Source organism: Gemella sp. zg-570, from assembly GCF_018866345.1.
Classification (GTDB): Bacteria; Bacillota; Bacilli; order Staphylococcales; family Gemellaceae; genus Gemelliphila.
This window is the reverse complement of sequence record NZ_CP076443.1, coordinates 556,348-576,233: the sequence shown is the minus strand read 5'-3', so window position 1 is coordinate 576,233 and position 19,886 is coordinate 556,348. Positions and strand designations below refer to the sequence as shown.

Annotated in this window: 29 protein-coding genes; all 29 read right to left on the bottom strand. The window is 33.2% G+C overall.

Translation table 11 applies throughout. The features are described 5' to 3' along the window. Positions 1-2: 2 nt before the first annotated feature. The 29 genes from KMP11_RS02960 to KMP11_RS02820 all read right to left on the bottom strand — a co-directional run bounded on the left by KMP11_RS02960 (position 3) and on the right by KMP11_RS02820 (position 19,884). Complete coding sequence (locus KMP11_RS02960; RefSeq protein ID WP_216280068.1) at positions 3-665, bottom strand: hypothetical protein; 663 nt, start codon at positions 663-665, stop codon at positions 3-5. A 303-nt stretch (positions 666-968) separates the two neighbouring features. Next, positions 969-1,379, bottom strand: coding sequence for a hypothetical protein (locus KMP11_RS02955; protein ID WP_215757010.1), 411 nt, complete (start codon positions 1,377-1,379; stop codon positions 969-971). After that, positions 1,372-2,169 carry an ADP-ribosyltransferase gene (locus KMP11_RS02950; protein WP_216280067.1) on the bottom strand — a complete coding sequence of 266 codons (798 nt, stop codon included), beginning with the start codon at positions 2,167-2,169 and terminating at the stop codon, positions 1,372-1,374. Before KMP11_RS02950 ends, KMP11_RS02955 begins: the two co-directional genes overlap by 8 nt. Positions 2,170-2,289: 120 nt before the next feature. Continuing rightward, a complete protein-coding gene (locus KMP11_RS02945) occupies positions 2,290-2,535 on the bottom strand; it encodes a hypothetical protein (RefSeq protein ID WP_216280066.1) in 246 nt (81 codons plus the stop codon). After that, the gene (locus KMP11_RS02940) at positions 2,535-3,254 is read right to left on the bottom strand and encodes a structural protein (protein ID WP_216280065.1); all 720 of its coding nucleotides are present in this window, start codon (positions 3,252-3,254) and stop codon (positions 2,535-2,537) included. The genes KMP11_RS02945 and KMP11_RS02940 overlap by 1 nt, the downstream gene beginning before the upstream one ends. Before the next feature lie 91 nt (positions 3,255-3,345). Then, the gene (locus KMP11_RS02935) at positions 3,346-3,567 is read right to left on the bottom strand and encodes a hypothetical protein (RefSeq protein ID WP_215757006.1); all 222 of its coding nucleotides are present in this window, start codon (positions 3,565-3,567) and stop codon (positions 3,346-3,348) included. After that, positions 3,545-4,039 (bottom strand): hypothetical protein, encoded by a 495-nt coding sequence (locus KMP11_RS02930; RefSeq protein ID WP_216280064.1) that lies wholly within the window; start codon positions 4,037-4,039, stop codon positions 3,545-3,547. The genes KMP11_RS02935 and KMP11_RS02930 overlap by 23 nt, the downstream gene beginning before the upstream one ends. Before the next feature lie 268 nt (positions 4,040-4,307). Further along, positions 4,308-5,006, bottom strand: a complete 699-nt coding sequence (locus KMP11_RS02925; RefSeq protein WP_216280063.1) for a CdiA C-terminal domain-containing protein — start codon at positions 5,004-5,006, stop codon at positions 4,308-4,310. A gap of 140 nt (positions 5,007-5,146) precedes the next feature. Then, positions 5,147-5,584 carry a hypothetical protein gene (locus KMP11_RS02920; protein WP_216280062.1) on the bottom strand — a complete coding sequence of 146 codons (438 nt, stop codon included), beginning with the start codon at positions 5,582-5,584 and terminating at the stop codon, positions 5,147-5,149. A 56-nt stretch (positions 5,585-5,640) separates the two neighbouring features. Beyond that, complete coding sequence (locus tag KMP11_RS02915) at positions 5,641-5,883, bottom strand: hypothetical protein (RefSeq protein WP_216280061.1); 243 nt, start codon at positions 5,881-5,883, stop codon at positions 5,641-5,643. 9 nt (positions 5,884-5,892) lie between these two features. Then, positions 5,893-6,060, bottom strand: coding sequence for a hypothetical protein (locus KMP11_RS02910; RefSeq protein ID WP_216280060.1), 168 nt, complete (start codon positions 6,058-6,060; stop codon positions 5,893-5,895). A gap of 67 nt (positions 6,061-6,127) precedes the next feature. Further along, entirely contained in the window at positions 6,128-6,547 is a 420-nt protein-coding gene (locus KMP11_RS02905) for a hypothetical protein (protein ID WP_215757055.1), read from the bottom strand. Further along, a complete protein-coding gene (locus tag KMP11_RS02900; protein ID WP_216280059.1) occupies positions 6,540-7,922 on the bottom strand; it encodes an ADP-ribosyltransferase in 1,383 nt (460 codons plus the stop codon). Before KMP11_RS02900 ends, KMP11_RS02905 begins: the two co-directional genes overlap by 8 nt. After that, complete coding sequence (locus KMP11_RS02895; protein ID WP_216280058.1) at positions 7,909-8,193, bottom strand: hypothetical protein; 285 nt, start codon at positions 8,191-8,193, stop codon at positions 7,909-7,911. The genes KMP11_RS02900 and KMP11_RS02895 overlap by 14 nt, the downstream gene beginning before the upstream one ends. Positions 8,194-8,212: 19 nt before the next feature. Further along, positions 8,213-8,749: a phage scaffolding protein gene (locus tag KMP11_RS02890; RefSeq protein WP_216280057.1), complete on the bottom strand. Its 537-nt coding sequence runs from the start codon at positions 8,747-8,749 to the stop codon at positions 8,213-8,215. 181 nt (positions 8,750-8,930) lie between these two features. Further along, positions 8,931-9,368, bottom strand: coding sequence for a hypothetical protein (locus tag KMP11_RS02885; protein ID WP_216280056.1), 438 nt, complete (start codon positions 9,366-9,368; stop codon positions 8,931-8,933). Continuing rightward, complete coding sequence (locus KMP11_RS02880; RefSeq protein ID WP_216280055.1) at positions 9,361-10,056, bottom strand: ADP-ribosyltransferase; 696 nt, start codon at positions 10,054-10,056, stop codon at positions 9,361-9,363. The genes KMP11_RS02885 and KMP11_RS02880 overlap by 8 nt, the downstream gene beginning before the upstream one ends. A gap of 265 nt (positions 10,057-10,321) precedes the next feature. Further along, positions 10,322-10,747 carry a hypothetical protein gene (locus tag KMP11_RS02875; RefSeq protein ID WP_216280054.1) on the bottom strand — a complete coding sequence of 142 codons (426 nt, stop codon included), beginning with the start codon at positions 10,745-10,747 and terminating at the stop codon, positions 10,322-10,324. Further along, positions 10,734-11,018, bottom strand: a complete 285-nt coding sequence (locus KMP11_RS02870; RefSeq protein WP_216280053.1) for a hypothetical protein — start codon at positions 11,016-11,018, stop codon at positions 10,734-10,736. The genes KMP11_RS02875 and KMP11_RS02870 overlap by 14 nt, the downstream gene beginning before the upstream one ends. A gap of 19 nt (positions 11,019-11,037) precedes the next feature. Further along, positions 11,038-11,574 carry a phage scaffolding protein gene (locus tag KMP11_RS02865; RefSeq protein WP_216280052.1) on the bottom strand — a complete coding sequence of 179 codons (537 nt, stop codon included), beginning with the start codon at positions 11,572-11,574 and terminating at the stop codon, positions 11,038-11,040. 171 nt (positions 11,575-11,745) lie between these two features. Next, the gene (locus tag KMP11_RS02860; protein WP_216280051.1) at positions 11,746-12,162 is read right to left on the bottom strand and encodes a hypothetical protein; all 417 of its coding nucleotides are present in this window, start codon (positions 12,160-12,162) and stop codon (positions 11,746-11,748) included. Then, complete coding sequence (locus KMP11_RS02855; protein ID WP_216280050.1) at positions 12,155-13,540, bottom strand: ADP-ribosyltransferase; 1,386 nt, start codon at positions 13,538-13,540, stop codon at positions 12,155-12,157. The genes KMP11_RS02860 and KMP11_RS02855 overlap by 8 nt, the downstream gene beginning before the upstream one ends. Beyond that, positions 13,527-14,918, bottom strand: a complete 1,392-nt coding sequence (locus KMP11_RS02850; protein WP_216280049.1) for a phage portal protein — start codon at positions 14,916-14,918, stop codon at positions 13,527-13,529. The genes KMP11_RS02855 and KMP11_RS02850 overlap by 14 nt, the downstream gene beginning before the upstream one ends. Before the next feature lie 29 nt (positions 14,919-14,947). Beyond that, positions 14,948-16,255, bottom strand: coding sequence for a PBSX family phage terminase large subunit (locus KMP11_RS02845; protein ID WP_216280048.1), 1,308 nt, complete (start codon positions 16,253-16,255; stop codon positions 14,948-14,950). Continuing rightward, positions 16,248-16,775, bottom strand: coding sequence for a terminase small subunit (locus tag KMP11_RS02840; RefSeq protein ID WP_216280047.1), 528 nt, complete (start codon positions 16,773-16,775; stop codon positions 16,248-16,250). The genes KMP11_RS02845 and KMP11_RS02840 overlap by 8 nt, the downstream gene beginning before the upstream one ends. Before the next feature lie 649 nt (positions 16,776-17,424). Beyond that, entirely contained in the window at positions 17,425-17,622 is a 198-nt protein-coding gene (locus KMP11_RS02835; RefSeq protein WP_253195969.1) for a hypothetical protein, read from the bottom strand. A 324-nt stretch (positions 17,623-17,946) separates the two neighbouring features. Beyond that, positions 17,947-18,186, bottom strand: coding sequence for a hypothetical protein (locus tag KMP11_RS02830; RefSeq protein ID WP_216280046.1), 240 nt, complete (start codon positions 18,184-18,186; stop codon positions 17,947-17,949). A gap of 441 nt (positions 18,187-18,627) precedes the next feature. Next, a complete protein-coding gene (locus KMP11_RS02825; RefSeq protein WP_216280045.1) occupies positions 18,628-19,035 on the bottom strand; it encodes a hypothetical protein in 408 nt (135 codons plus the stop codon). Positions 19,036-19,053: 18 nt separating this feature from the next. After that, positions 19,054-19,884 (bottom strand): pentapeptide repeat-containing protein, encoded by an 831-nt coding sequence (locus tag KMP11_RS02820; protein ID WP_215756946.1) that lies wholly within the window; start codon positions 19,882-19,884, stop codon positions 19,054-19,056. Positions 19,885-19,886 lie beyond the last annotated feature (2 nt).

The window sequence follows — 19,886 nt, the reverse complement described above, 5'->3', positions numbered from 1 at the left end:
TATTACCTTATCCTTTCTACTCCTTTAGGAATGTTTATAGTGTTACTTAAATTTATCATTTTTTGAATTAATTTTTTATATAAAACATCATCTATACTAAAATCTAAAACTCTTTGTTTTTCATATAATTCATGCAATTCATTTTCTTTTATATGTAAAGATTTATGAGTATGAAATTGCAACTCAAAAATATTACCCTTGTCATCTTTTACCAAAGTATTTATTCCCTTGTAGGTAACATTATTTTTAAAAGTATTTTTTACTCTCATAATACTATATCCTTGTTTTTCTAAAAATTTTTTAACTAAAAAATAAGTATCAGTAAAATTATTTTCATTTTGAACCAAAGTATAACGTAAAATATCATTTACTTCATACAAAGCATTAGAAAAAGTTATATTTTTTTCTTTAACATCATCTTTTACTTTTCTATACAAGCTTTCTGAATTTTTAAGTTTAAAATCTAAACCTGCTAATTCTCCTCCAGTATTTTTAGCAATTATATCTAACGTTTTAGTTACATTCGGTTCAATACCTTTAAAATATTCAATACGATTTTCTACCAACGAACGGTAATTGATTTCTTTAATATTATTATACTTCGAATTAGTTATTTTCGCAATTAATTTCTCCTCCACTTCCTCCCTATCAAACTGTTTTGCCAAATTATCAACATCAATATAAGCAACCAGAACACAGCGACACCGAGGGTGGCGTGGAAGAATAGGGGCTTTATCAATATCATAAATATTACCAGAACAGACTGCACACTGTTCGCTTGTCCTATCGTCTAAGGTTACAATATCTTTTAATTTTCTCCTTTACATTTATTAACGTGGTATAGTCCACAATAGAGCTTGTCAAGTAACGTTTGACATACGAAAAAGACAGTTTAACGTCATATCCAGGACAAAAGAAAAACACCCAACAAAAGCTAAGTGTTTAATTTTAATAAAAAGTTCCTAAGCCTAAAAATAAAATCGCCCTAATTTTCTGTAAGTATCCAAACAGCAGAAATGCCAATCAGGGTAATCGTTAAAGCTAGCCCCCCTAAATGTACGTTCGACCTTATACTTCCAAAGCCCTATAGGTACATTAGCTTCTGGCAAAGGCTCCAAAGATAAATAATACCTTTTTTTCTCCTCTATCTCCTCAGGACTGTAAGCCTTGCTAACTAAAAAGCCCAATACATAAGCGTCGCCTTGCACCAAGGGGCAGAGCTTAAGCAAGTTTTTCCTAGTAGGCTCACAGTCAAGACTTTTAAAAAATTTTTCTCTTTCTTCTTCTATAAATTCTAATATTCTGTCTTGCCTCATCACACGCCAATGCCTAAAGTTTAAAACATCTTTAAGTTGGATATAATCTTTATAGTTATTCATCTTCTAACAGCTCCATTTCCAATATTCCTTTTTTTTCATCTATATTTAATATTTTATACCTTGTATTTCTATGAACTAGAAATTCTTTTTCATAATCATTTTCTGAATTTTTGCCTATATAATAGCCCTTAGTATGCCCAGGGGTTTGGATAATAAGCTTATAGCCATCACCAAAATGTTCTGTTCTTGTCCTGTGTATGCTCGTACTGACATAATTTTTAAAATAATCACCTTCTTGAAGTGCCTTAAATTCTTCTTTGCCTGTATAACGGTATAATTTCAAATCATAGCCTAGCCTATTACTTTCTAAGACTGCATCTAAGGCTTGCACCACATCTTCAAATTTAGCGTTTCTAACTCCCCCTAAGTCTTTGTTCCTTAGGTAATTATTAATTTTTCCTGAATCTTTATCTGTATATTTACTTATAGCCCTTTGTTCAGTTTCAGACAAGCTAGACCAAAGCCTATCAGAAACTTCTTGCAGCCTCTTTTCTGTCTCCTTATCAGCTATCTTATAGACTATTTCTTTCTTAATTATAGCACCAGCAGAGCCAGCCTGTAAAGCCTTATTAACTGAGGCTTCCTCCCTATCAAACTGTTTTGCCAGATTATCAACATCAATATAAGCAACCAGAACACAGCGACACCTAGGGTGTCTAGGAAGAATAGGGGCGTTATCAATATCATAAATATTACCAGCACAGACTGCACACTGCTCGCTTGTCCTATCGTCTAAGGTTACGACATCTTTTATTTTCTCCTTTACATTTATTAACGTGGTATAGTCCACAATAGAGCTTGTCAAGTAACGTTTGACATACGAAAAAGACAGTTTAACGTCATATCCAGGACAAAAGAAAAACACCCAACAAAAGCTAAGTGTTTCAAGTTATATTATATTAATTTTAAACTATCCCCAGGCATAAAAATTTTTATCTGGAAATTCTCCAGAATCCCAAAGTTGCTTTACCAATCCTCTGGCTCTATTAGCAAAAAAGGTGCTGTCATCTTGTTTATCAAATGATGATAATTCTAAAATATAAACCTCTCCTGTATCTGGAACTATTTCAATAATTCCAGGTCCTGCATAATTTTGTGGCGTATAAAAATATCCAGTAATACTTGAATTTTGTATTTTTTCTAAAAGTAACATCATTATAAATCACCTCTTTCTTTTTTCCATTTTTTTAAAGCTTCATAATAATTATAAATTTCATTGGTTAAATCATGAGCTTGTCTGTAATTATAACCTTGTTTCATAAGCGTATATTCAAAAAATTCATGTTCTAACATTACAAAATCATGATTTTGAATATTTTTCCCTTCTCTCAATCTTCGCCAAGATTCAGCCATATTATAATCGGGGTCAAACCTTTTAAAATCATTAACTAAATTATACTCATTTATAAAAATATGATTATATATCTTTTCTATATCTTCTATTCTAAAACCTGTATTTATAGCTATTGTTAATATTTCTTTCTTTTTATCCCTGTTTCTTACATAATTATAATATTTTTCTGCGTGCTTATCTCTATTTATTTGATAAGGATCATTATTATCGTTTAAAGCCCCATGTATCCCAGGACTAATAATTACATTTTTATTATAATTTATTTTTTCTTTATTTTCAATAATTGTGTCTGCCACTTCCTCCCTATCAAAACCCTTAGCCAAAGTATCAACATCAATATAAGCAACCAGAACACAGCGACACCTAGGATGTCTAGGAAGAATAGGGGCGTCCTCAATATCATAAATATTACCAGCACAGACTGTACACTGTTCTCTTGTCCTATCGTCTAAGGTTACGACATCTTTTAATTTCTCCTTTACATTTATTAACGTGGTATAGTCAACAATAGAGCTTGTCAAGTAACGTTTGACATACGAAAAAGACAGTTTAGCGTCATATCCAGGACAAAAGAAAAACACCCAACAAAAGCTAAGTGTTTAGTACATTATATTAAATTATTGATACCTCTTTATTTAACAAGTCTACTTCTTTTTCAAATTTAACAGAAACATCTTTTCTTGATGTAGTAGCTGAAAACATAGGAATAATAGCGTTAAAATAGATATTCCCATCAATAAGTAAGTTAGAATTATTTCTAAAATTATCTGGTAATTCTGTATCTAACTCTAAAATTAATCTATTACCAAATTTACGAGTTTTTATTACTTTCATCTTCTGTTAACCTCCTATATATTTTTTTATATAGCTCTATATCTTTTTTTACAAATTCTATTTCTATTTTTGGTAGTTTATATCTATCTGCATATCTTAATGATTTTTCTTTAGCTAATATTTCATTTTTAACTACATCTAATCTTGACCCGTCATTCTCATTTCTTAAATATTGTTCACTATGTTCAAGTTCTTCAATAAGTGCAGATATAGATATTTTTTCACGCATCAATATTGTATAAGCATCTAAAGTAATAGCCTCAGCATTACGAGAATCCAAATAAACTATTGAAGATTCATCATTTATAATAACTCCACCTCTTCTTCTAAATTTTCGGGATAATTTATTTATTAAACTTTTAGATGCTATAGACATTTTACTATTATCTATATATTTTTTTCTTTTCATATTTCTATTATATCCTACACTTTTATATTTTTCAAGCATAGCTTTCTCAAAATAAAAAGCCATATCCAAAAGAATATGACTTGTGAAATGGACGGTGTGCCTGTCCCGTCATCTCAGATACCTTTTAAGGTGCGTAGTGACACTAAAATCTCTACCTCATTTCTATTACATTATAACATAAAATTATAATTTTTTATATATCGTTAGCTCTTTTTAATTTAGTTTTTTTTATAATATTAATACTTGAAAGTAATTAATTTTATGATATAATATTATTAAATAGAAGAAGTCGCACTCCGTAGGGGCTCGGTTTCTTCTTTTTTTTATTTTTTTAATATATCAATAAGCTTATCAGATTTTTTACTATTGCAATTTTTAATCCTCTGTTGTTATATTTATAAACGTTTGTTAATTGTCTGAAAAATTCTTCATTTGTTAAAGGTGAATTTGTCAAATCAAATACTATATTTTCAGATTGTTTTTTGGCTTTCTTAGTATTATTATCAACAGTTGTTTTTCCTGAACCTGTTATTTCTTTTAAATCAAACTTCATATTGTTTATTAAATAATCAGGAGTTGAAATATTTTCAGGATAATTAACTCTTGGAACAATTTGAACATGAACTCCAAATTTTTTAGATATCCACTCTGCTACTGCTTTTTCTTCTTCAGAATAATCTAATACAACGTGTTTCCCATCAACAAAGTATTTAACACCTTCGTATTCCCAATAATTCATATCTGTAACTTTTGGTTCTTTATAATTTTTTAACCATTCATATTTTACACTTTTATACGTTAAAGCCTTATTAACTGAGGCTTCCTCCCTATCAAAACCCTTAGCCAAAGTATCAACATCAATATAAGCAACCAGAACACAGCGACACCTAGGGTGGCGTGGAAGAATAGGGGCGTCCTCAATATCATAAATATTACCAGCACAGACTGCACACTGGTCGCTTGTCCTATCGTCTAAGGTTACGACATCTTTTATTTTCTCCTTTACATTTATTAACGTGGTATAGTCCACAATAGAGCTTGTCAAGTAACGTTTGACATACGAAAAAGACAGTTTAGCGTCATATCCAGGACAAAAGAAAAACACCCAACAAAAAGCTAAGTGTTTAATTTAATAAAAAGTTCCTAAGCCTAAGTAATTATACTATAAGCCTAAATCTTGCTGTAATCCTCAAGGAAAAATCGCCCTAATTTTCTGTAAGTATCCAGGTAACAAAAATACAAATCAGGGTAGTCGTTAAAGCTAGCACTGCTAAATATACGCTTGGTCTCATGCTCCCAGCGTCCTATAGTTACATTAGCCTCTGGCATAGGTTCAAGACCTAAATAATACCTTTTTTTCTCCTCTATCTCCTCAGGGCTGTAAGCCTTGCTAACTAAAAATCCTAATACATAAGCCTCTTCTTGCTCAGTTGGGCAAAGCTTAAGCAAGTTTTCGCTAGTAGGATCACAATCAAGCCTTTTAAAAAATTTTTCTCTTTGTGCTTCTATAAATTCTGACGCCCTTTTTTTATCTCCTGAAAGTACCATTTGCCACATCCAAAAATGGGAAACATCCTTCAATTGGATATAATCTTTATAGTTATTCATCTTCTAACAGCTCCATTTCCAATATTCCTTTTTCCTCGTCTATATTTAATTTCAGCCTAAAAATAGCCTTTCCCTAGTCTCCTGTAAGTATCCAGATAATAAAATTTACAATCTGGATAATCATTAAAGCTAGCCCCCCTAAATGTACGTTCGACCTTATGCTTCCAAAGCCCTATAGGTACATTAGCTTCTGGCAGAGGCTCAAGGGATAAATAATACCTTTTTTTCTCCTCTATCTCCTCAGGCGTGTAAGACTTGCTAACTAAAAAGCCTAAATCATAAGCCTCTTGTTGCAACATTGGACAGAGCTAAAGCAAGTTTTCCCTAGTAGGCTCACAGTCAAGACTTTTTAAAAATTCTTCTCTTTTTTCTTCAATGTATTCTAATGCTTCTTTTTTATTTCCTGAAAATATCTTTTGCCACTTCCAAAAATGGGACACATCTTTAAGTTGGATATAATCTTTATAGTTATTCATCTTCTAACAGCTCCATTTCTAATATTCCTTTTTCCTCGTCTATATTTAATTTCAGCCTAAAAATAGCCTAAAAATAAAATCGCCCTAATTTTCTGTAAGTATCCAGTAAACAAAATTCACAATCTGGATAATCGTTAAAGCCAGCACTGCTAAATCTACGCTTGACTTCATGCTTCCAACGGTTTATAGATATATTAGCCTCTGGCAAAGGCTCCAAAGATAAATAATACCTTTTTTTCTCCTCTATCTCCTCAGGACTGTAAGCCTTGCTAACTAAAAAGCCTAATATATAAGCCTCGGCTTGCACAGTTGGACAAAGCTTAAGCAAGTTTTCCCTGCTAGGCTCACAGTCAAGCCTTTTAAAAAACTTTTCTCTTTTTTTTTCGATATATTCTAATGCTTCTTTTTTATCTCCTGAACATATCTTTTGCCACCTCCAAAAATGGGACACATCTTTTAGTTGGATATAATCTTTATATTTAGTCATCTTCTAACAGCTCCATTTCCAATATTCCTTTTTCCTCATCTATATTTAATTTCTTATATCTGGTATTTCTATAAACTAGAAATTCTTTTTCAGTAGGGTGTTGTGAATTTTTGCCTATATAATAGCCCTTAGTTTCCCCATGGGCTTGGATAATTAACTTAAAATCACCGAAATCATTTGTTGCCTCTTCATCTATGCTCGTACTAAGATAATTTTTAAAGAAATCACCTTCTTGAAGTGCCTTAAATTCTTCTTTGCTTACATAACGGTATAATTTCAAATCATAGCCTAGATTATTACTTTCTAAAATCTCATCTAGTATTTTCACCTTGTCTTCAATATCTACTTTGCTTATACCCTCTAAGTATTCGCCCCTTAGGTAATTATTAATTCTCCCTGAATAAAGATATGTGTAATCCTCTATAGCGTCCTTTTGTTCCTTGCTAAATGTTTTGTAAACCCTATCAGAAACTTCTTGCAGCCTCTCTTCTGTGTCCTTATCAGCTATCTTATAGACTTTTTCTTTCTTAATTATAGCACCAGCAGAGCCAGCTTGTAAAGCCTTATCAACTGAGGCTTCCTCCCTATCAAACTGTTTTGCCAGATTATCAACATCAATATAAGCAACCAGAACACAGCGACACCGAGGATGTCTAGGAAGAATAGGGGCGTTATCAATATCATAAATATTACCAGCACAGACTGCACACTGTTCGCTTGTCCTATCGTCTAAAGTTACAACATCTTTTAATTTCTTTACAACCTTACTGTCTTTGTAAGCCTGTAATTTAACCTGGTTTAAATGATGCATAGCCTCAGTTCTGACAAGTAGCATGATTTTGTTAAAATCCCTATCAACGCCATTTTTTAAACGAATAGCCATTTCAACAGCAGACAAGCCAGTATTAAGCCCAACTTGCAAAGTCTCGAATAATCTTTTTGTCATCTCAGCCTGGTTTTTACCTAGCCTAGTCTTAAAGTTTGCACCAAGCCAGGGCTTTTGGGCTAACCTTTTAACCGACAAATCATTATAAACAATATCAAAGCCAAGCTCCTTTGAAGTATCCTCATAAGTCTTAAGGCTTATATCATCAGTAATATTAGAATAAATCTTATCTACCTTCTTACTTAAAAGTAAAACCTCGTTTTTATACCTATTTTGTAAAAGCCTTAAATACTTAGACCTATAAGCCAAACTTCGACTTAAGCCCTTTTTGCTTATAAGTTCTTCTACCTTCATAAGCTCATCAACTAAAGACCTTGTCAAATCTTCATATATGGCAATAAGCTTTTTACTATGCTTTTCAGTATTGTAGTAAGTCTGCCACTGGTTTTTAGCTGCCCTATCTTCAAAATACTTACTACTCGTCTTCACCGCTCATTACCCTTTTAAAATCTTTCTCAAGCTTAATTGCAAAATACTTTTGCTTTGGAAAAGGCATCTCTACAATATCCGTATCTACCTCTGCCCAGTTAACAGAACCTGCATAATCATTTACAGCCCCCTTTTTAACCTTAGTAAATACTACCTTTTCCCCCTGAATATCAGTCGGTTTAGTTGCCATAGCGTCAGCTATAGACACACTGTGAAATTGAGAAAGTAAAGCCCCCTCCCAAAGTGTCGGTTTAAAATTTCTTATTGTCATAATATCTTTATCTCCTTATTTATAAATTTTTAAAAACATCGGCTATTTCATCAGCCGACATACTATCAGCCCTATTTATAAGACTGTCATAACTATTACTAATATTTAGCCTCTCGGGATTTGCTGGCGTGTAGCCTGTTATTTTATTAGCATCTTCGCTTATAAAAAACTCTTTGTAAGTCTCCTTAAAACCTGCTACCTGCTCATCAAGACCCCGAACTTGTCCGTCCTTGTCAACCTTTATTTTTGACATATCGACCTGCTTAGTCAATAATTCCTTATGCTTAACCCCAGACAAGGCACTTTCAATTGCATACTGAATTTTTAAATCATTTACCTTTCTTTCAGACTCGGCTTGCAAATCTGCTATTTGCTTTTTCAAGTCATCTACATCAACCCCTTCAAAAACTTTTAAGCTAGCCTGTAAATCTCTTATAGTATCCTGGTTACTTTCATTAATAGACTGTAGCGAATTAATGGTGTTGCCATGTTCTGCCATAATCTTGTTTATAACCTCAACATCAAGACCCAAAGCCTGTAAAAATCCTCTTTTCATTTTATTTTCTCCTTTACATTTATTAACGTGGTATAGTCCACAATAGAGCTTGTCAAGTAACGTTTGACATACGAAAAAGACAGTTTAGCGTCATATCCAGGACAAAAGAAAAACACCCAACAAAAGCTAAGTGTTTAATTTTAATAAAAAGTTCCTAAGCCTAAGTAATTATACTATAAGCCTAAATCTTGCTGTAATCCTTAAGGGAAAATCGCCCCAATTTTCTATAAGTATCCAGTAAACAAAATTTACAATCTGGATAATCATTAAAGCTAGCCCCCCTAAATATACGTTCGACCTTATACTTCCAACGTCCTATAGTTAAATTAGCCTCTGGCAAAGGCTCAAGGGCTAGATAATATCTTTTTTTCTCCTCTATTTCCTCAGGGCTGTAAGCCTTGCTAACTAAAAAGCCCAATTCATAAGCCTCTTCTTGCACCAAGGGGCAGAGCTTAAGCAAGTTTTCCCTAGTAGGCTCACAATCAAGACTTTTAAAAAACTTTTCTCTTTCTTTTTCTATAAATTCTGACGCCCTTTTTTTATCTCCTGAAAATATATTTTCCCAAAACCAAAAATGGGAAACATCTTTAAGTTGGATATAATCTTTATAGTTATTCATCTTCTAACAGCTCCATTTCCAATATTCCTTTTTCCTCATCTATATTTAATATTTTATATTTAGTCTTTCTATGAACTAGAAATTCTTTTTCATAATCATTTTCTGAATTTTTACCTATATAATAGCCCTTAGTTTGCTTAGGGGCTTGAATAATAAACTTATAGCCATCACCAAAATGTTCTGTTCTTGTCCTGTGTATACTCGTACTAAGATAATTTTTAAAATAATCACCTTCTTGAAGTGCCTTAAATTCTTCTTCGCTTACATAACGATATAATTTCAAATCATAGCCTAGCCTATTACTTTCTAAGACTGCATCTAAGGCTTGCACCCTAGCTTCAATTTTAGCGTCTCTAACTCCTCCTAAATCTTTGTTTCTTAGGTATGTATTCGTTACTTCTGAATAGTCCCCTGTATAATCACTTATAGCCCTTTTTTCAATTTCAGACAAGCTAGACCAAACCCCATCAGAAACTTCTTGCAGCCTCTCTTCTGTCTCCTTATCAGCTATCTTATAGACTTTTTCTTTCTTAATTATAGCACCACCAGAGCCAGCTTGTAAAGCCTTATCAACTGAGGCTTCCTCCCTATCAAACTGTTTTGCCAGATTATCAACATCAATATAAGCAACCAGAACACAGCGACACCGAGGATGTCTAGGAAGAATATGGGCGTTATCAATATTCATAAATATTACCCAGCACAGACTGCACACTGTTCGCTTGTCCTATCGTCTAAAGTTACAACATCTTTTAATTTCTTTACAACCTTATGTCTTTTTGTAAGCCTGTAATTTTAACCTGGTTTAAATGATGCATAGCCTCAGTTCTGACAAGTAGCATGATTTTTGTTAAAATCCCTATCAACGCCATTTTTTAAACGAATAGCCATTTCAACAGCGACAAGCCGTATTAAGCCCAACTTGCAAAGTCTCGAATAATCTTTTTGTCATCTCAGCCTGGTTTTTTGCCTAGCCTAGTCTTAAAGTTGGCACAAGCCAGGGCTTTTGGGCTAACCTTAACCGACAAATCATTATAAACAATATCAAAGCCAAGCTCCTTTGAAGTATCCTCATAAGTCTTAAGGCTTATATCGTCAGTAATATTAGAATAAATCTTATCTACCTTCTTACTTAAAAGCAAAACCTCGTTTTTATACCTATTTTGTAAAAGCCTTAAATACTTAGACCTATAAGCCAAACTTCGACTTAAGCCCTTTTTGCTTATAAGTTCTTCTACCTTCATAAGCTCATCAACTAAAGACCTTGTCAAATCTTCATATATGGCAATAAGCTTTTTACTATGCTTTTCTGTATTGTAGTAAGTCTGCCACTGGTTTTTAGCTGCCCTGTTTTCAAAATACTTACTACTCGTCTTCACCGCTCATTACCCTTTTAAAATCTTTCTCAAGCTTAATTGCAAAATACTTTTGCTTTGGAAAAGTCATCTCTACAATATCCGTATCTACCTCTGCCCAGTTAACAGAACCTGTATAATCATTTACAGCCCCCTTTTTAACCTTAGTAAATACTACCTTTTCCCCCTGAATATCAGTCGGTTTAGTTGCCATAGCGTCAGCTATAGACACACTGTGAAATTGAGAAAGTAAAGCCCCCTCCCAAAGTGTCGGTTTAAAATTTCTTATTGTCATAATATCTTTATCTCCTTATTTATAAATTTTTAAAAACATCGGCTACTTCATCAGCCGACATACTATCAGCCTTATTTATAAGACTGTCATAACTATTACTAATATTTAGCCTCTCAGGATTTGCTGGCGTGTAGCCTGTTATTTTATTAGCATCTTCGCTTATAAAAAACTCTTTGTAAGTCTCCTTAAAACCTGCTACCTGCTCATCAAGACCCTTGACCTTGCCCTCCTTGTCAACCTTTATTTTTGACATATCGACCTGCTTAGTCAACAATTCCTTATGCTTAACCCCAGACAAGGCGCTTTCAATTGCATAATGAATTTTTAAATCATTTACCTTTCTTTCAGACTCTTCTTGCAAATCTGCTATTTGCTTTTTCAAGTCATCTACATCAACCCCTTCAAAAACTTTTAAGCTAGCCTGTAAATCTCTTATAGTATCCTGGTTACTTTCATTAATAGACTGTAGCGAATTAATGGTGTTGCCATGTTCTGCCATAATCTTGTTTATAACCTCAACATCAAGACCCAAAGCCTGTAAAAATCCTCTTTTCATTTTATTTTCTCCTTTACATTTATTAACGTGGTATAGTCCACAATAGAGCTTGTCAAGTAACGTTTGACATACGAAAAAGACAGTTTAGCGTCATATCTAGGACAAAAGAAAAACACCCAACAAAAGCTAAGTGTTTAATTTTAATAAAAAGTTCCTAAGCCTAAAAATAGCCTAAAAATAAAATCGCCCTAATTTTCTGTAAGTATCCAAACAGCAGAAATGCCAATCAGGGTAATCGTTAAAGCTAGCCCCCCTAAATGTACGCTCGACCTTATACTTCCAAAGTCCTATAGGTACATTAGCTTCTGGCAGAGGCTCCAAAGATAAATAATACCTTTTTTTCTCCTCTATCTCCTCGGGACTGTAAGCCTTGCTAACTAAAAAGCCCAATTTATAAGCGTCACCTTGCACCAAGGGGCAGAGCTTAAGCAAGTTTTCCATGCTAGGCTCACAGTCAAGACTTTTAAAAAATTTTTCTCTTTTTTCTTCAATGTATTCTAATATTTCTTTTTTATCCTCTAATAAGTCTTTCCAATGCCAAAAATGGGACACATCTTGCATTTGGATATAATCTTTATATTTAGTCATCTTCTAACAGCTCCATTTCCAATATTCCTTTTTTCTCATCTATATTTAATATTTTATACCTTGTATTTCTATGCACTAAAAATTCTTTTTCATAATCATTTTCTGAATTTTTGCCTATATAATAGCCCTTAGTTTGCCCAGGGGCTTGGATAATAAACTTATAGCCATGATCAAAATGTTTTGTTGCTTTTTCATCTATGCTTGTACTGAAATAATTTTTAAAAAAATCACCTTCTTGAAGTGCCTTAAATTCTTCTTTGCCTGTATAACGGTATAATTTCAAATCATAGCCTAGATTATTACTTTCTAAAATTTCATCTAGTATTTTCACCTTGTCTTCAATATCTGGTTTTTTTATATCGCTTAAGTCTTTGTTCCTTAGGTAATTATTAATTTTTCCTGAATCTTTATCTGTATAGTAACGTATAGCTTCTTTTTGATCCCCACTAAATGCTTTATAAACCCCATCAGAAACTTCTTGCAGCCTCTTTTCTGTGTCCTTATCAGCTATCTTATAGACTATTTCTTTCTTAATTATAGCACCAGCAGAGCCAGCTTGTAAAGCCTTATTAACTGAGGCTTCCTCCCTATCAAACTGTTTTGCCAGATTATCAACATCAATATAAGCAACCAGAACACAGCGACACCGAGGATGTCTAGGAAGAATAGGGGCGTTATCAATATCATAAATATTACCAGCACAGACTGCACACTGTTCGCTTGTCCTATCGTCTAAAGTTACAACATCTTTTAATTTCTTTACAACCTTACTGTCTTTGTAAGCCTGTAATTTAACCTGGTTTAAATGATGCATAGCCTCAGTTCTGACAAGTAGCATGATTTTGTTAAAATCCCTATCAACGCCATTTTTTAAACGAATAGCCATTTCAACAGCAGACAAGCCAGTATTAAGCCCAACTTGCAAAGTCTCGAATAATCTTTTTGTCATCTCAGCCTGGTTTTTGCCTAGCCTAGTCTTAAAGTTGGCACCAAGCCAGGGCTTTTGGGCTAACCTTTTAACCGACAAATCATTATAAACAATATCAAAGCCAAGCTCCTTTGAAGTATCCTCATAAGTCTTAAGGCTTATATCGTCAGTAATATTAGAATAAATCTTATCTACCTTCTTACTTAAAAGCAAAACCTCGTTTTTATACCTATTTTGTAAAAGCCTTAAATACTTAGACCTATAAGCCAAACTTCGACTTAAGCCCTTTTTGCTTATAAGTTCTTCTACCTTCATAAGCTCATCAACTAAAGACCTTGTCAAATCTTCATATATGGCAATAAGCTTTTTACTATGCTTTTCTGTATTGTAGTAAGTCTGCCACTGGTTTTTAGCTGCCCTGTTTTCAAAATACTTACTACTCGTCTTCACCGCTCATTACCCTTTTAAAATCTTTCTCAAGCTTGCTTTCTTCCTTTTCCTCTTGCTCCTTAAGCCTCTTTTGCTCCTGCTCAAAATCAACAACCCAAGGATGATTAGCCAGTATAGTCTCGTCCGAAATAAGCCCCTTAGAATTAATACAATTAGCGATAACTTCACTTTCATTAATTTCTAAATCGTGGGCAAAAACAACGTTAACATCAGGAGCATTAGAAACATTTAAAAAATCATTAACAAACAATAAAAGCTTATCAATACCCTTAGAAAATTCCTGCTCAAACTTAGCCGCTTTAAGCTCCAAACCAGAAAATAAAAACTTCAAAGCGACCCCAGAAGGAGCTGACCCGAACTTGTCCAAATCCCTATTAATAGACTGTGAATACTCTATAATATCCCTTTTCAACTGCTCATAATGATTTTTTAAGGCCGTAATATCCATTTCAGGAGTTAAAGCCGACACGTCAGACTTGCTTTCAGTATCGTCTGCATCTAAAAGAATAATACGCTCGTCATTAATCATAGCCCTAAGCTTAGCCACGTTATCGCTATCTCCACTATACCCCTTTAAGACATAAATAATATTCTTAACCTCTTGAATATAATTCGCAGCTTCTGAGCGTGTCAAGTCGTAATTATCAACAATAGACTTAACAAATTTCAGATCGCACAATTCACGGTGATTATTCTTAAAAGCAACAAAAGGAATACCACTTGACCAATTAAAAAATTGATTTTCAACACGTAAAGGATAAGACAAATCCCCAAGTTGCATAATCTCACCTAAAGACGCATCAAGCCTATAATGAGTAACCCCCGAACTTGTCCAAACCTCCAAATGCTCAAAAGTCTTTAATTCATTAAACAGCCAAACCTGCTCAGGATAAAAGCGAATAAAAGAATTAAGCCTAGCGTGTGTTACATCCTCCCAAATGGGGATGCACTGCTCAGACGGTACCACCATTAAGCGAAATACCCCCTCCTCATCAACATAAGGATGCAACCAAGCAATCCCCTTATTAGACGCTTCATAAGCCAACTCTTCTAAAACATTTTGAAAATACTTGCCCAAAACCTTTTTTACATCGTGGATATAATCCACATCATCACATTGAAAAGTGCAATCCTTAGAAAAAGAAAAAGACACCTTCTCATCAACAATATTTTTATAGCTAGCGTGAATAAGCCTATTATCAGCCTTATTTTGCTTCTTATAAGCGTTCTTTGCGTCCTTATAATCGTTGTCTACGTCGTAATACTTCTGACCCAATAACATCCACTTATACCTATCAGAGCTTTTAAAACTATCGACATAATACTTTATCTTTTTAGTGTTCAAGTTTTCCATATCATCCCCGAATAAAAAACTCATAAACAACCTCCTTTTATTCCAAAATCCCATTAAAAACTTACACCCCCTACTTTAAACTTAGAAACCTTAAGACTAGCCACTTCGTAATTATCCAGCCCGTACCAAATAGCCGACAATGTGTGGGCGTCAATGTTAAATTCATCCTCCAGAAGCTGACCGTCCCTATTTACAGCAAAAGACAAATCGCAAAGTTCTTTAATAGCATTAGGGCAAGATGTAGAAATAAAAATATTTCTAAACCTCTTAACTTTTTTAGTATAAACATTTCTCGACCCCTTAAACTTCTTACAAGCCTTAATATTAAAGCCCTTTTGCTTATAATACCTTATCGCCTTAGGCTCTGCTGAATCAGCCTTAATAAGCTCGCCAGTCTGTCTAAACTCCTCAATATCCCTTGCTATCTCCTCGTCTGTCTTATCCTTAGAATAATACTCCCAATAAATGAATAAATCCTTATTATCATGATCAACAACCATTCTTAAAAGGGCGTTATAAGACGTTACAAAGCCAAAATCAAGCCCGTTAAAATATAAAGGTGTTTTTATCTCTTCCATCTTGCAAAGCATCACATCGGGCTTTAAAAGCTTAATTTGAGGCAGTACCTTTTTACCATTCACCCCAAACTCACCTCGCCTAGCTATTCGCCATAAATCCCTGTCGTAATTTTGCATATCGTCAAGTTGTTCAATATAAGAAGACGGCAAAAAATAATTATCATCACAAACGCTATGATGATAAAATGCATTACCCCTTTTTATAATCCTTTTCTCGTAAAGCTCCCTATCGTCTAGCTTAACAAGCCTTTCTTGATTATCCGGGTTTACATCAATAAAAAAGTGCCTGTAAAGCCAAGAGTTCTTACTCACGGGGTTAGAAGTATAAATAATGTGGTTAGACTGTACATTATGCCTTAAACGCCCGATAAGCTCCTTAATACTCTCATAATTAACTTCCGTACACTCCTCAACCCAGATAATAGACACCCCATTTATAGACTTTAATTTTTGCGAATTATCACAACCCTTAAAAATAAACTCACTGCCATTAAAAAAAGTTATCTGCAAGGGCGACTGCCTCTTTTTAAAATGCAAACCTTCTTTAAGCCCCAACCTAGAGCAAACCTCAAGCAAGAGATTATAGCAACTTTCCCTTATAGTCTCGTAAACCTCACGAACAACCAAAATACGCCTATTAGGTTCGCTTATAGCCTTACTTATTAACTTAATAGCCGTATTATAAGACTTACTAGAACCATAACCACCAACAACAACATAAAAATAGTGTTCCCAGTCTTCCAAAAAAGGGCGAAAATGCTTATTAACCCTTACCCTATTCATCGCGTTCAACCTCTAAAAAAGAAATATTAACATTAGGATCGGAATTAACGCTTATATTCTGACTATACATTGCATAAGATTTTGCCAGCTTATCAGAAGCTGCAAGACGTGTTGCCAAATCTGGGCTAACCTCAATAACCTTTTGGATACCCTCCCCGACACCTATAAATTTCACATCCTTTACATTGCCCCTTAAAATATCACTCCAAAACTGCCTAATCTCCAAACAAGAAGCAACCGAAAGCTCGACTGCCCTTTCATCGAAAATTGCTTGTAATTTTGCCACAACTTCTGCAATGTGTCCGTATTTTGCTTTATTATTAAGCATAAAAGACCCGTGCTTTCTAGCATTCTTAGCAGAAAAACCAGCCTTTAAAGCCGCATCAGCCGCATTTTGGAAACCATTAGCCACAAAATTTAAAACAAAAGCCTTTTGCTTATTCCTGCCAGTTGCCCAGCCTGCCATCAAATCCAAAGCCGCCCTTTCTAAATCCTTTGAAATATCCTCTCTAATAAACACCACCCCCTAAACACTGCCAAAAACCAGTAAAAAAACCAGCCTTTTTAACCTTGCTTTTAACAACAATTTATGGTATAATATACTCAAAGGAGATATAAAGCCACCTCCTAAAATTATTTAATTATTTTATTACGCTTTGAGTTGCAGCTCTTAGCGTTTTTTATTTTGCCTTTTTTAAACACTTAAAACTAGACCATTAAAAACCAAAACAAAAAGCACCTAGTAAAAACTAAATGCCACTTAACCCTTGATTTCCCTTTCAAGTCCTCTTTTTAAAACGCCACTAAAAATCCCCCCCTTTAACTGAAAACTAAATTATAACAAGTTTTTATACATATGTAAATGATTTGTCGGTTAAAAGGTTAGCCCAAAAGCCCTGGCTAGAAAAAAATCATAAACAAAGACTAAAACCCAAAATAAAAACCACTTAAAAAGTGGCCTTATTTATGTAAAATAATTTCAAAAAAGGTGGGGAAATTAACAGTGAAAAAACTAAAAAATTAACCAAAAAGCTTGTTATAAGGAATACTCCGTAGAAATTCCTTATTATACAATTTTACCCCCATTTTTTCCAATTTTTCCAGACTTTTTCAAAAAAAAATAAAAAAAAACAAAAAAAGGGGTTTTTACCCCTTAAAAAACAAAAAAACTACTCAAGCTTACCTCGCCCTAAACGCTCCTCAAAAAGCCTTTTAAATTCCTCTAAATCCTCATCAACCATTACCTTTTTAATAAAATTTCTAGCAACAGAACGTTTAGAAATATAAAGCTTTCTTTCCTTGTTTTTCTCATCCCACTTTTTATTAGCCCGCTTTTTAGCTTCACTAATTTTTATTTTATTTTCCAAAAAAATATATTGCCTTTCCCTCGCCAATACTATATAATGGTAATAGGTGGTGGCGAGTTCCACCTATACCCAATTTTTAAGTTTATAAATTTAGAAGTTATTACTTACTTAGTAATGCTTCTATTTTTTTTATTAACTCTTCTTTATCTTCCGTGTCTTTAATAACTTGAATTATTAACTTAATAACAGCTTCAAATTCTCTATTTGTCATATCTTCCAATGTTTTCTCCTCCCTCTCGCCTTATTTAAGGTTTTTAACCTTATAATAATATTATACACGCCTTACCGTGTATTGTCAATACCAAATAATAAAAAAAATAAAAATTACTTTTCAAGTTCCCTTAAAATTTCTATAAATAAGGGTTTATCTTCATCACTTATTAAATCAGTTAAAAATTTTCTGGCATGGCTTCTATAATTAATATATTGTATTTTCTTTTTCTCCTCTTCAGTTCTTCTTAACTTCCTCTCTTTATCCCTAAGCCTTCGTTTTTCCTTTTCGATAAGTTTTTCTTCTTCAGTTAGTCGCATTTGCCTTTTTCTATACTGGGTTAAATTTTCCATTTTTTCCCCTCCTTTCATCTTGTTTTTTATTTTTTTATGTGATAAAATACTTTTAAAGGTAAGGCGACAATCTGCCGCCTTGTGATTTTATAACAGTTATTTTTTACGCTTCGAGTTCCCGCTCTTAGCGTTTTTCTTTTTGCCTTTTTTAAAATGTACCTTTAAATATTTAAAAACTATTAATAAAGTATTAAATGTTATAACTACATTTTGAATATGTTCAAAAAGATATAAAATAACCTTCATAATCTCACCCCCTCTCAAATAAACTTGAAAAGGTGAGAACCTTAAAAAAAATGTAGTAACTTAACTACAATAATATAATATCATATTCTACACAACTTGTCAATAAAAAACACAAAATTCACAACAAAAAACCACTAAAACTAGTGGTTAAAAATTATAAAACAAGAAAAAAAGAAATCAATTTTAAATAAAAAGTTACTTGCCGTAAATATCCGCTTCTAAATCCAAAAGCATAGAATAAAGCTTGTCCTTTTGCCCCTTAATAATATTATAAACGCTAGACTTGCTATAAGAAACCTTAAAACAAATCTGCTGGATAGAATAACCCTTTTTAAACCTCATAGAAACAATAGAATTAGTAAAAAGATCCATCTCATCAAAAAGCCTATTAACACAGTCAAGACAACCCTTTTTAAACAAATAATCCCTATTAGAAATTTTACGTATTAAAGCCTCATCATAAGAAGAAGATAAAACAGGCCTTAAACCAAGTTCACAATCAGACTTTTCTTTAGAATTTAAAAACAAATAAATCTCACGCTCCAAAAGCTGCTGTTTAGCAAGCAAGCAAAAAATCAAATAAGAATTAACCCTAGAAGACACAAAAACACCCCCTAAAACCTAAAAACAACTAACTAAAGAACTAAACAAAAACCTATGATTTTCATTAAGCCTAATAGGATTTTTACCCCTAGACAAAAAGCTAAAATTACCCTCTAAGCAATCATCAAAAGCTTTTTCAAAATCCTTAAGCCTCCCCTGGAAATCCCCCAGCAAGACTAAATCACAATCACGGAAAAAATAAAAAACAAAATGGGAATTGCCATTATTTGAAGCAAATTCAAAAGAAGAAAATTCTAAACCCCTAACATCTGAAAAATGGCAAAACCAAAGCCTAGCCTTAGACAAATCACAAGCTAAAAAATCACAATGTAAAAAATCACAACTTTCAAAAATAAAGCTATCAAAACCTAAATTTTTCAAATCACAACGGCTAAACTTAGAAAAATAAAACTTGCCCTCATCCAAAAAACAAGAAACTAAAGAACAATCCTTAAAACTCACAAAAAAGCCATTAACACCTTTAAACTTAGCAAAAGAAAGAACACAAAGATTAAAAGAATTATCAAGAAAAGAACAATCCTTAAAACAAGCCTTATACAGATTAACACCCTTAAACTTAGCATAATCAAACCTGCAAGACTTAAAACAACTTTCAGCTAAAAAAACATCGTCAAACTTAGCATAAGAAAAATCGCAATTTTCAAAAACAGCCTGCTTTAAAAACAACTTAGAAAAATCAAAATCGCTAAAATCATAAGAACTTAAAACAAGCCTTTCTCCCTCCTTGCCCTTGCTCTCTAGCCATATTTCATGTTCGACTACCAAAACGTCAAGGCTTGCTTGCGTCATAAACTTACAAGGCTTACATTCACTTAAAAAATCACTCATAG

Excerpts from the sequence above, each read along its gene's own strand:
- KMP11_RS02890 (WP_216280057.1), bottom strand. The coding sequence starts at position 8,749 with ATGAAAAGAGGATTTTTACAGGCTTTGGGTCTTGATGTTGAGGTTATA.
- KMP11_RS02820 (WP_215756946.1), bottom strand. The coding sequence starts at position 19,884 with ATGAGTGATTTTTTAAGTGAATGTAAGCCTTGTAAGTTTATGACGCAA.
- KMP11_RS02830 (WP_216280046.1), bottom strand. The coding sequence starts at position 18,186 with ATGGAAAATTTAACCCAGTATAGAAAAAGGCAAATGCGACTAACTGAA.
- KMP11_RS02845 (WP_216280048.1), bottom strand. The coding sequence starts at position 16,255 with ATGAATAGGGTAAGGGTTAATAAGCATTTTCGCCCTTTTTTGGAAGAC.
- KMP11_RS02920 (WP_216280062.1), bottom strand. The coding sequence starts at position 5,584 with ATGAATAACTATAAAGATTATATCCAATTGAAGGATGTTTCCCATTTT.
- KMP11_RS02860 (WP_216280051.1), bottom strand. The coding sequence starts at position 12,162 with ATGACTAAATATAAAGATTATATCCAAATGCAAGATGTGTCCCATTTT.
- KMP11_RS02955 (WP_215757010.1), bottom strand. The coding sequence starts at position 1,379 with ATGAATAACTATAAAGATTATATCCAACTTAAAGATGTTTTAAACTTT.
- KMP11_RS02865 (WP_216280052.1), bottom strand. The coding sequence starts at position 11,574 with ATGAAAAGAGGATTTTTACAGGCTTTGGGTCTTGATGTTGAGGTTATA.
- KMP11_RS02935 (WP_215757006.1), bottom strand. The coding sequence starts at position 3,567 with ATGAAAGTAATAAAAACTCGTAAATTTGGTAATAGATTAATTTTAGAG.
- KMP11_RS02850 (WP_216280049.1), bottom strand. The coding sequence starts at position 14,918 with ATGAGTTTTTTATTCGGGGATGATATGGAAAACTTGAACACTAAAAAG.
- KMP11_RS02880 (WP_216280055.1), bottom strand. The coding sequence starts at position 10,056 with ATGAATATTGATAACGCCCATATTCTTCCTAGACATCCTCGGTGTCGC.
- KMP11_RS02895 (WP_216280058.1), bottom strand. The coding sequence starts at position 8,193 with ATGACAATAAGAAATTTTAAACCGACACTTTGGGAGGGGGCTTTACTT.
- KMP11_RS02885 (WP_216280056.1), bottom strand. The coding sequence starts at position 9,368 with ATGAATAACTATAAAGATTATATCCAACTTAAAGATGTTTCCCATTTT.
- KMP11_RS02915 (WP_216280061.1), bottom strand. The coding sequence starts at position 5,883 with ATGTTGCAACAAGAGGCTTATGATTTAGGCTTTTTAGTTAGCAAGTCT.
- KMP11_RS02870 (WP_216280053.1), bottom strand. The coding sequence starts at position 11,018 with ATGACAATAAGAAATTTTAAACCGACACTTTGGGAGGGGGCTTTACTT.
- KMP11_RS02945 (WP_216280066.1), bottom strand. The coding sequence starts at position 2,535 with ATGATGTTACTTTTAGAAAAAATACAAAATTCAAGTATTACTGGATAT.
- KMP11_RS02910 (WP_216280060.1), bottom strand. The coding sequence starts at position 6,060 with ATGAATAACTATAAAGATTATATCCAACTTAAAGATGTGTCCCATTTT.
- KMP11_RS02905 (WP_215757055.1), bottom strand. The coding sequence starts at position 6,547 with ATGACTAAATATAAAGATTATATCCAACTAAAAGATGTGTCCCATTTT.
- KMP11_RS02930 (WP_216280064.1), bottom strand. The coding sequence starts at position 4,039 with ATGGCTTTTTATTTTGAGAAAGCTATGCTTGAAAAATATAAAAGTGTA.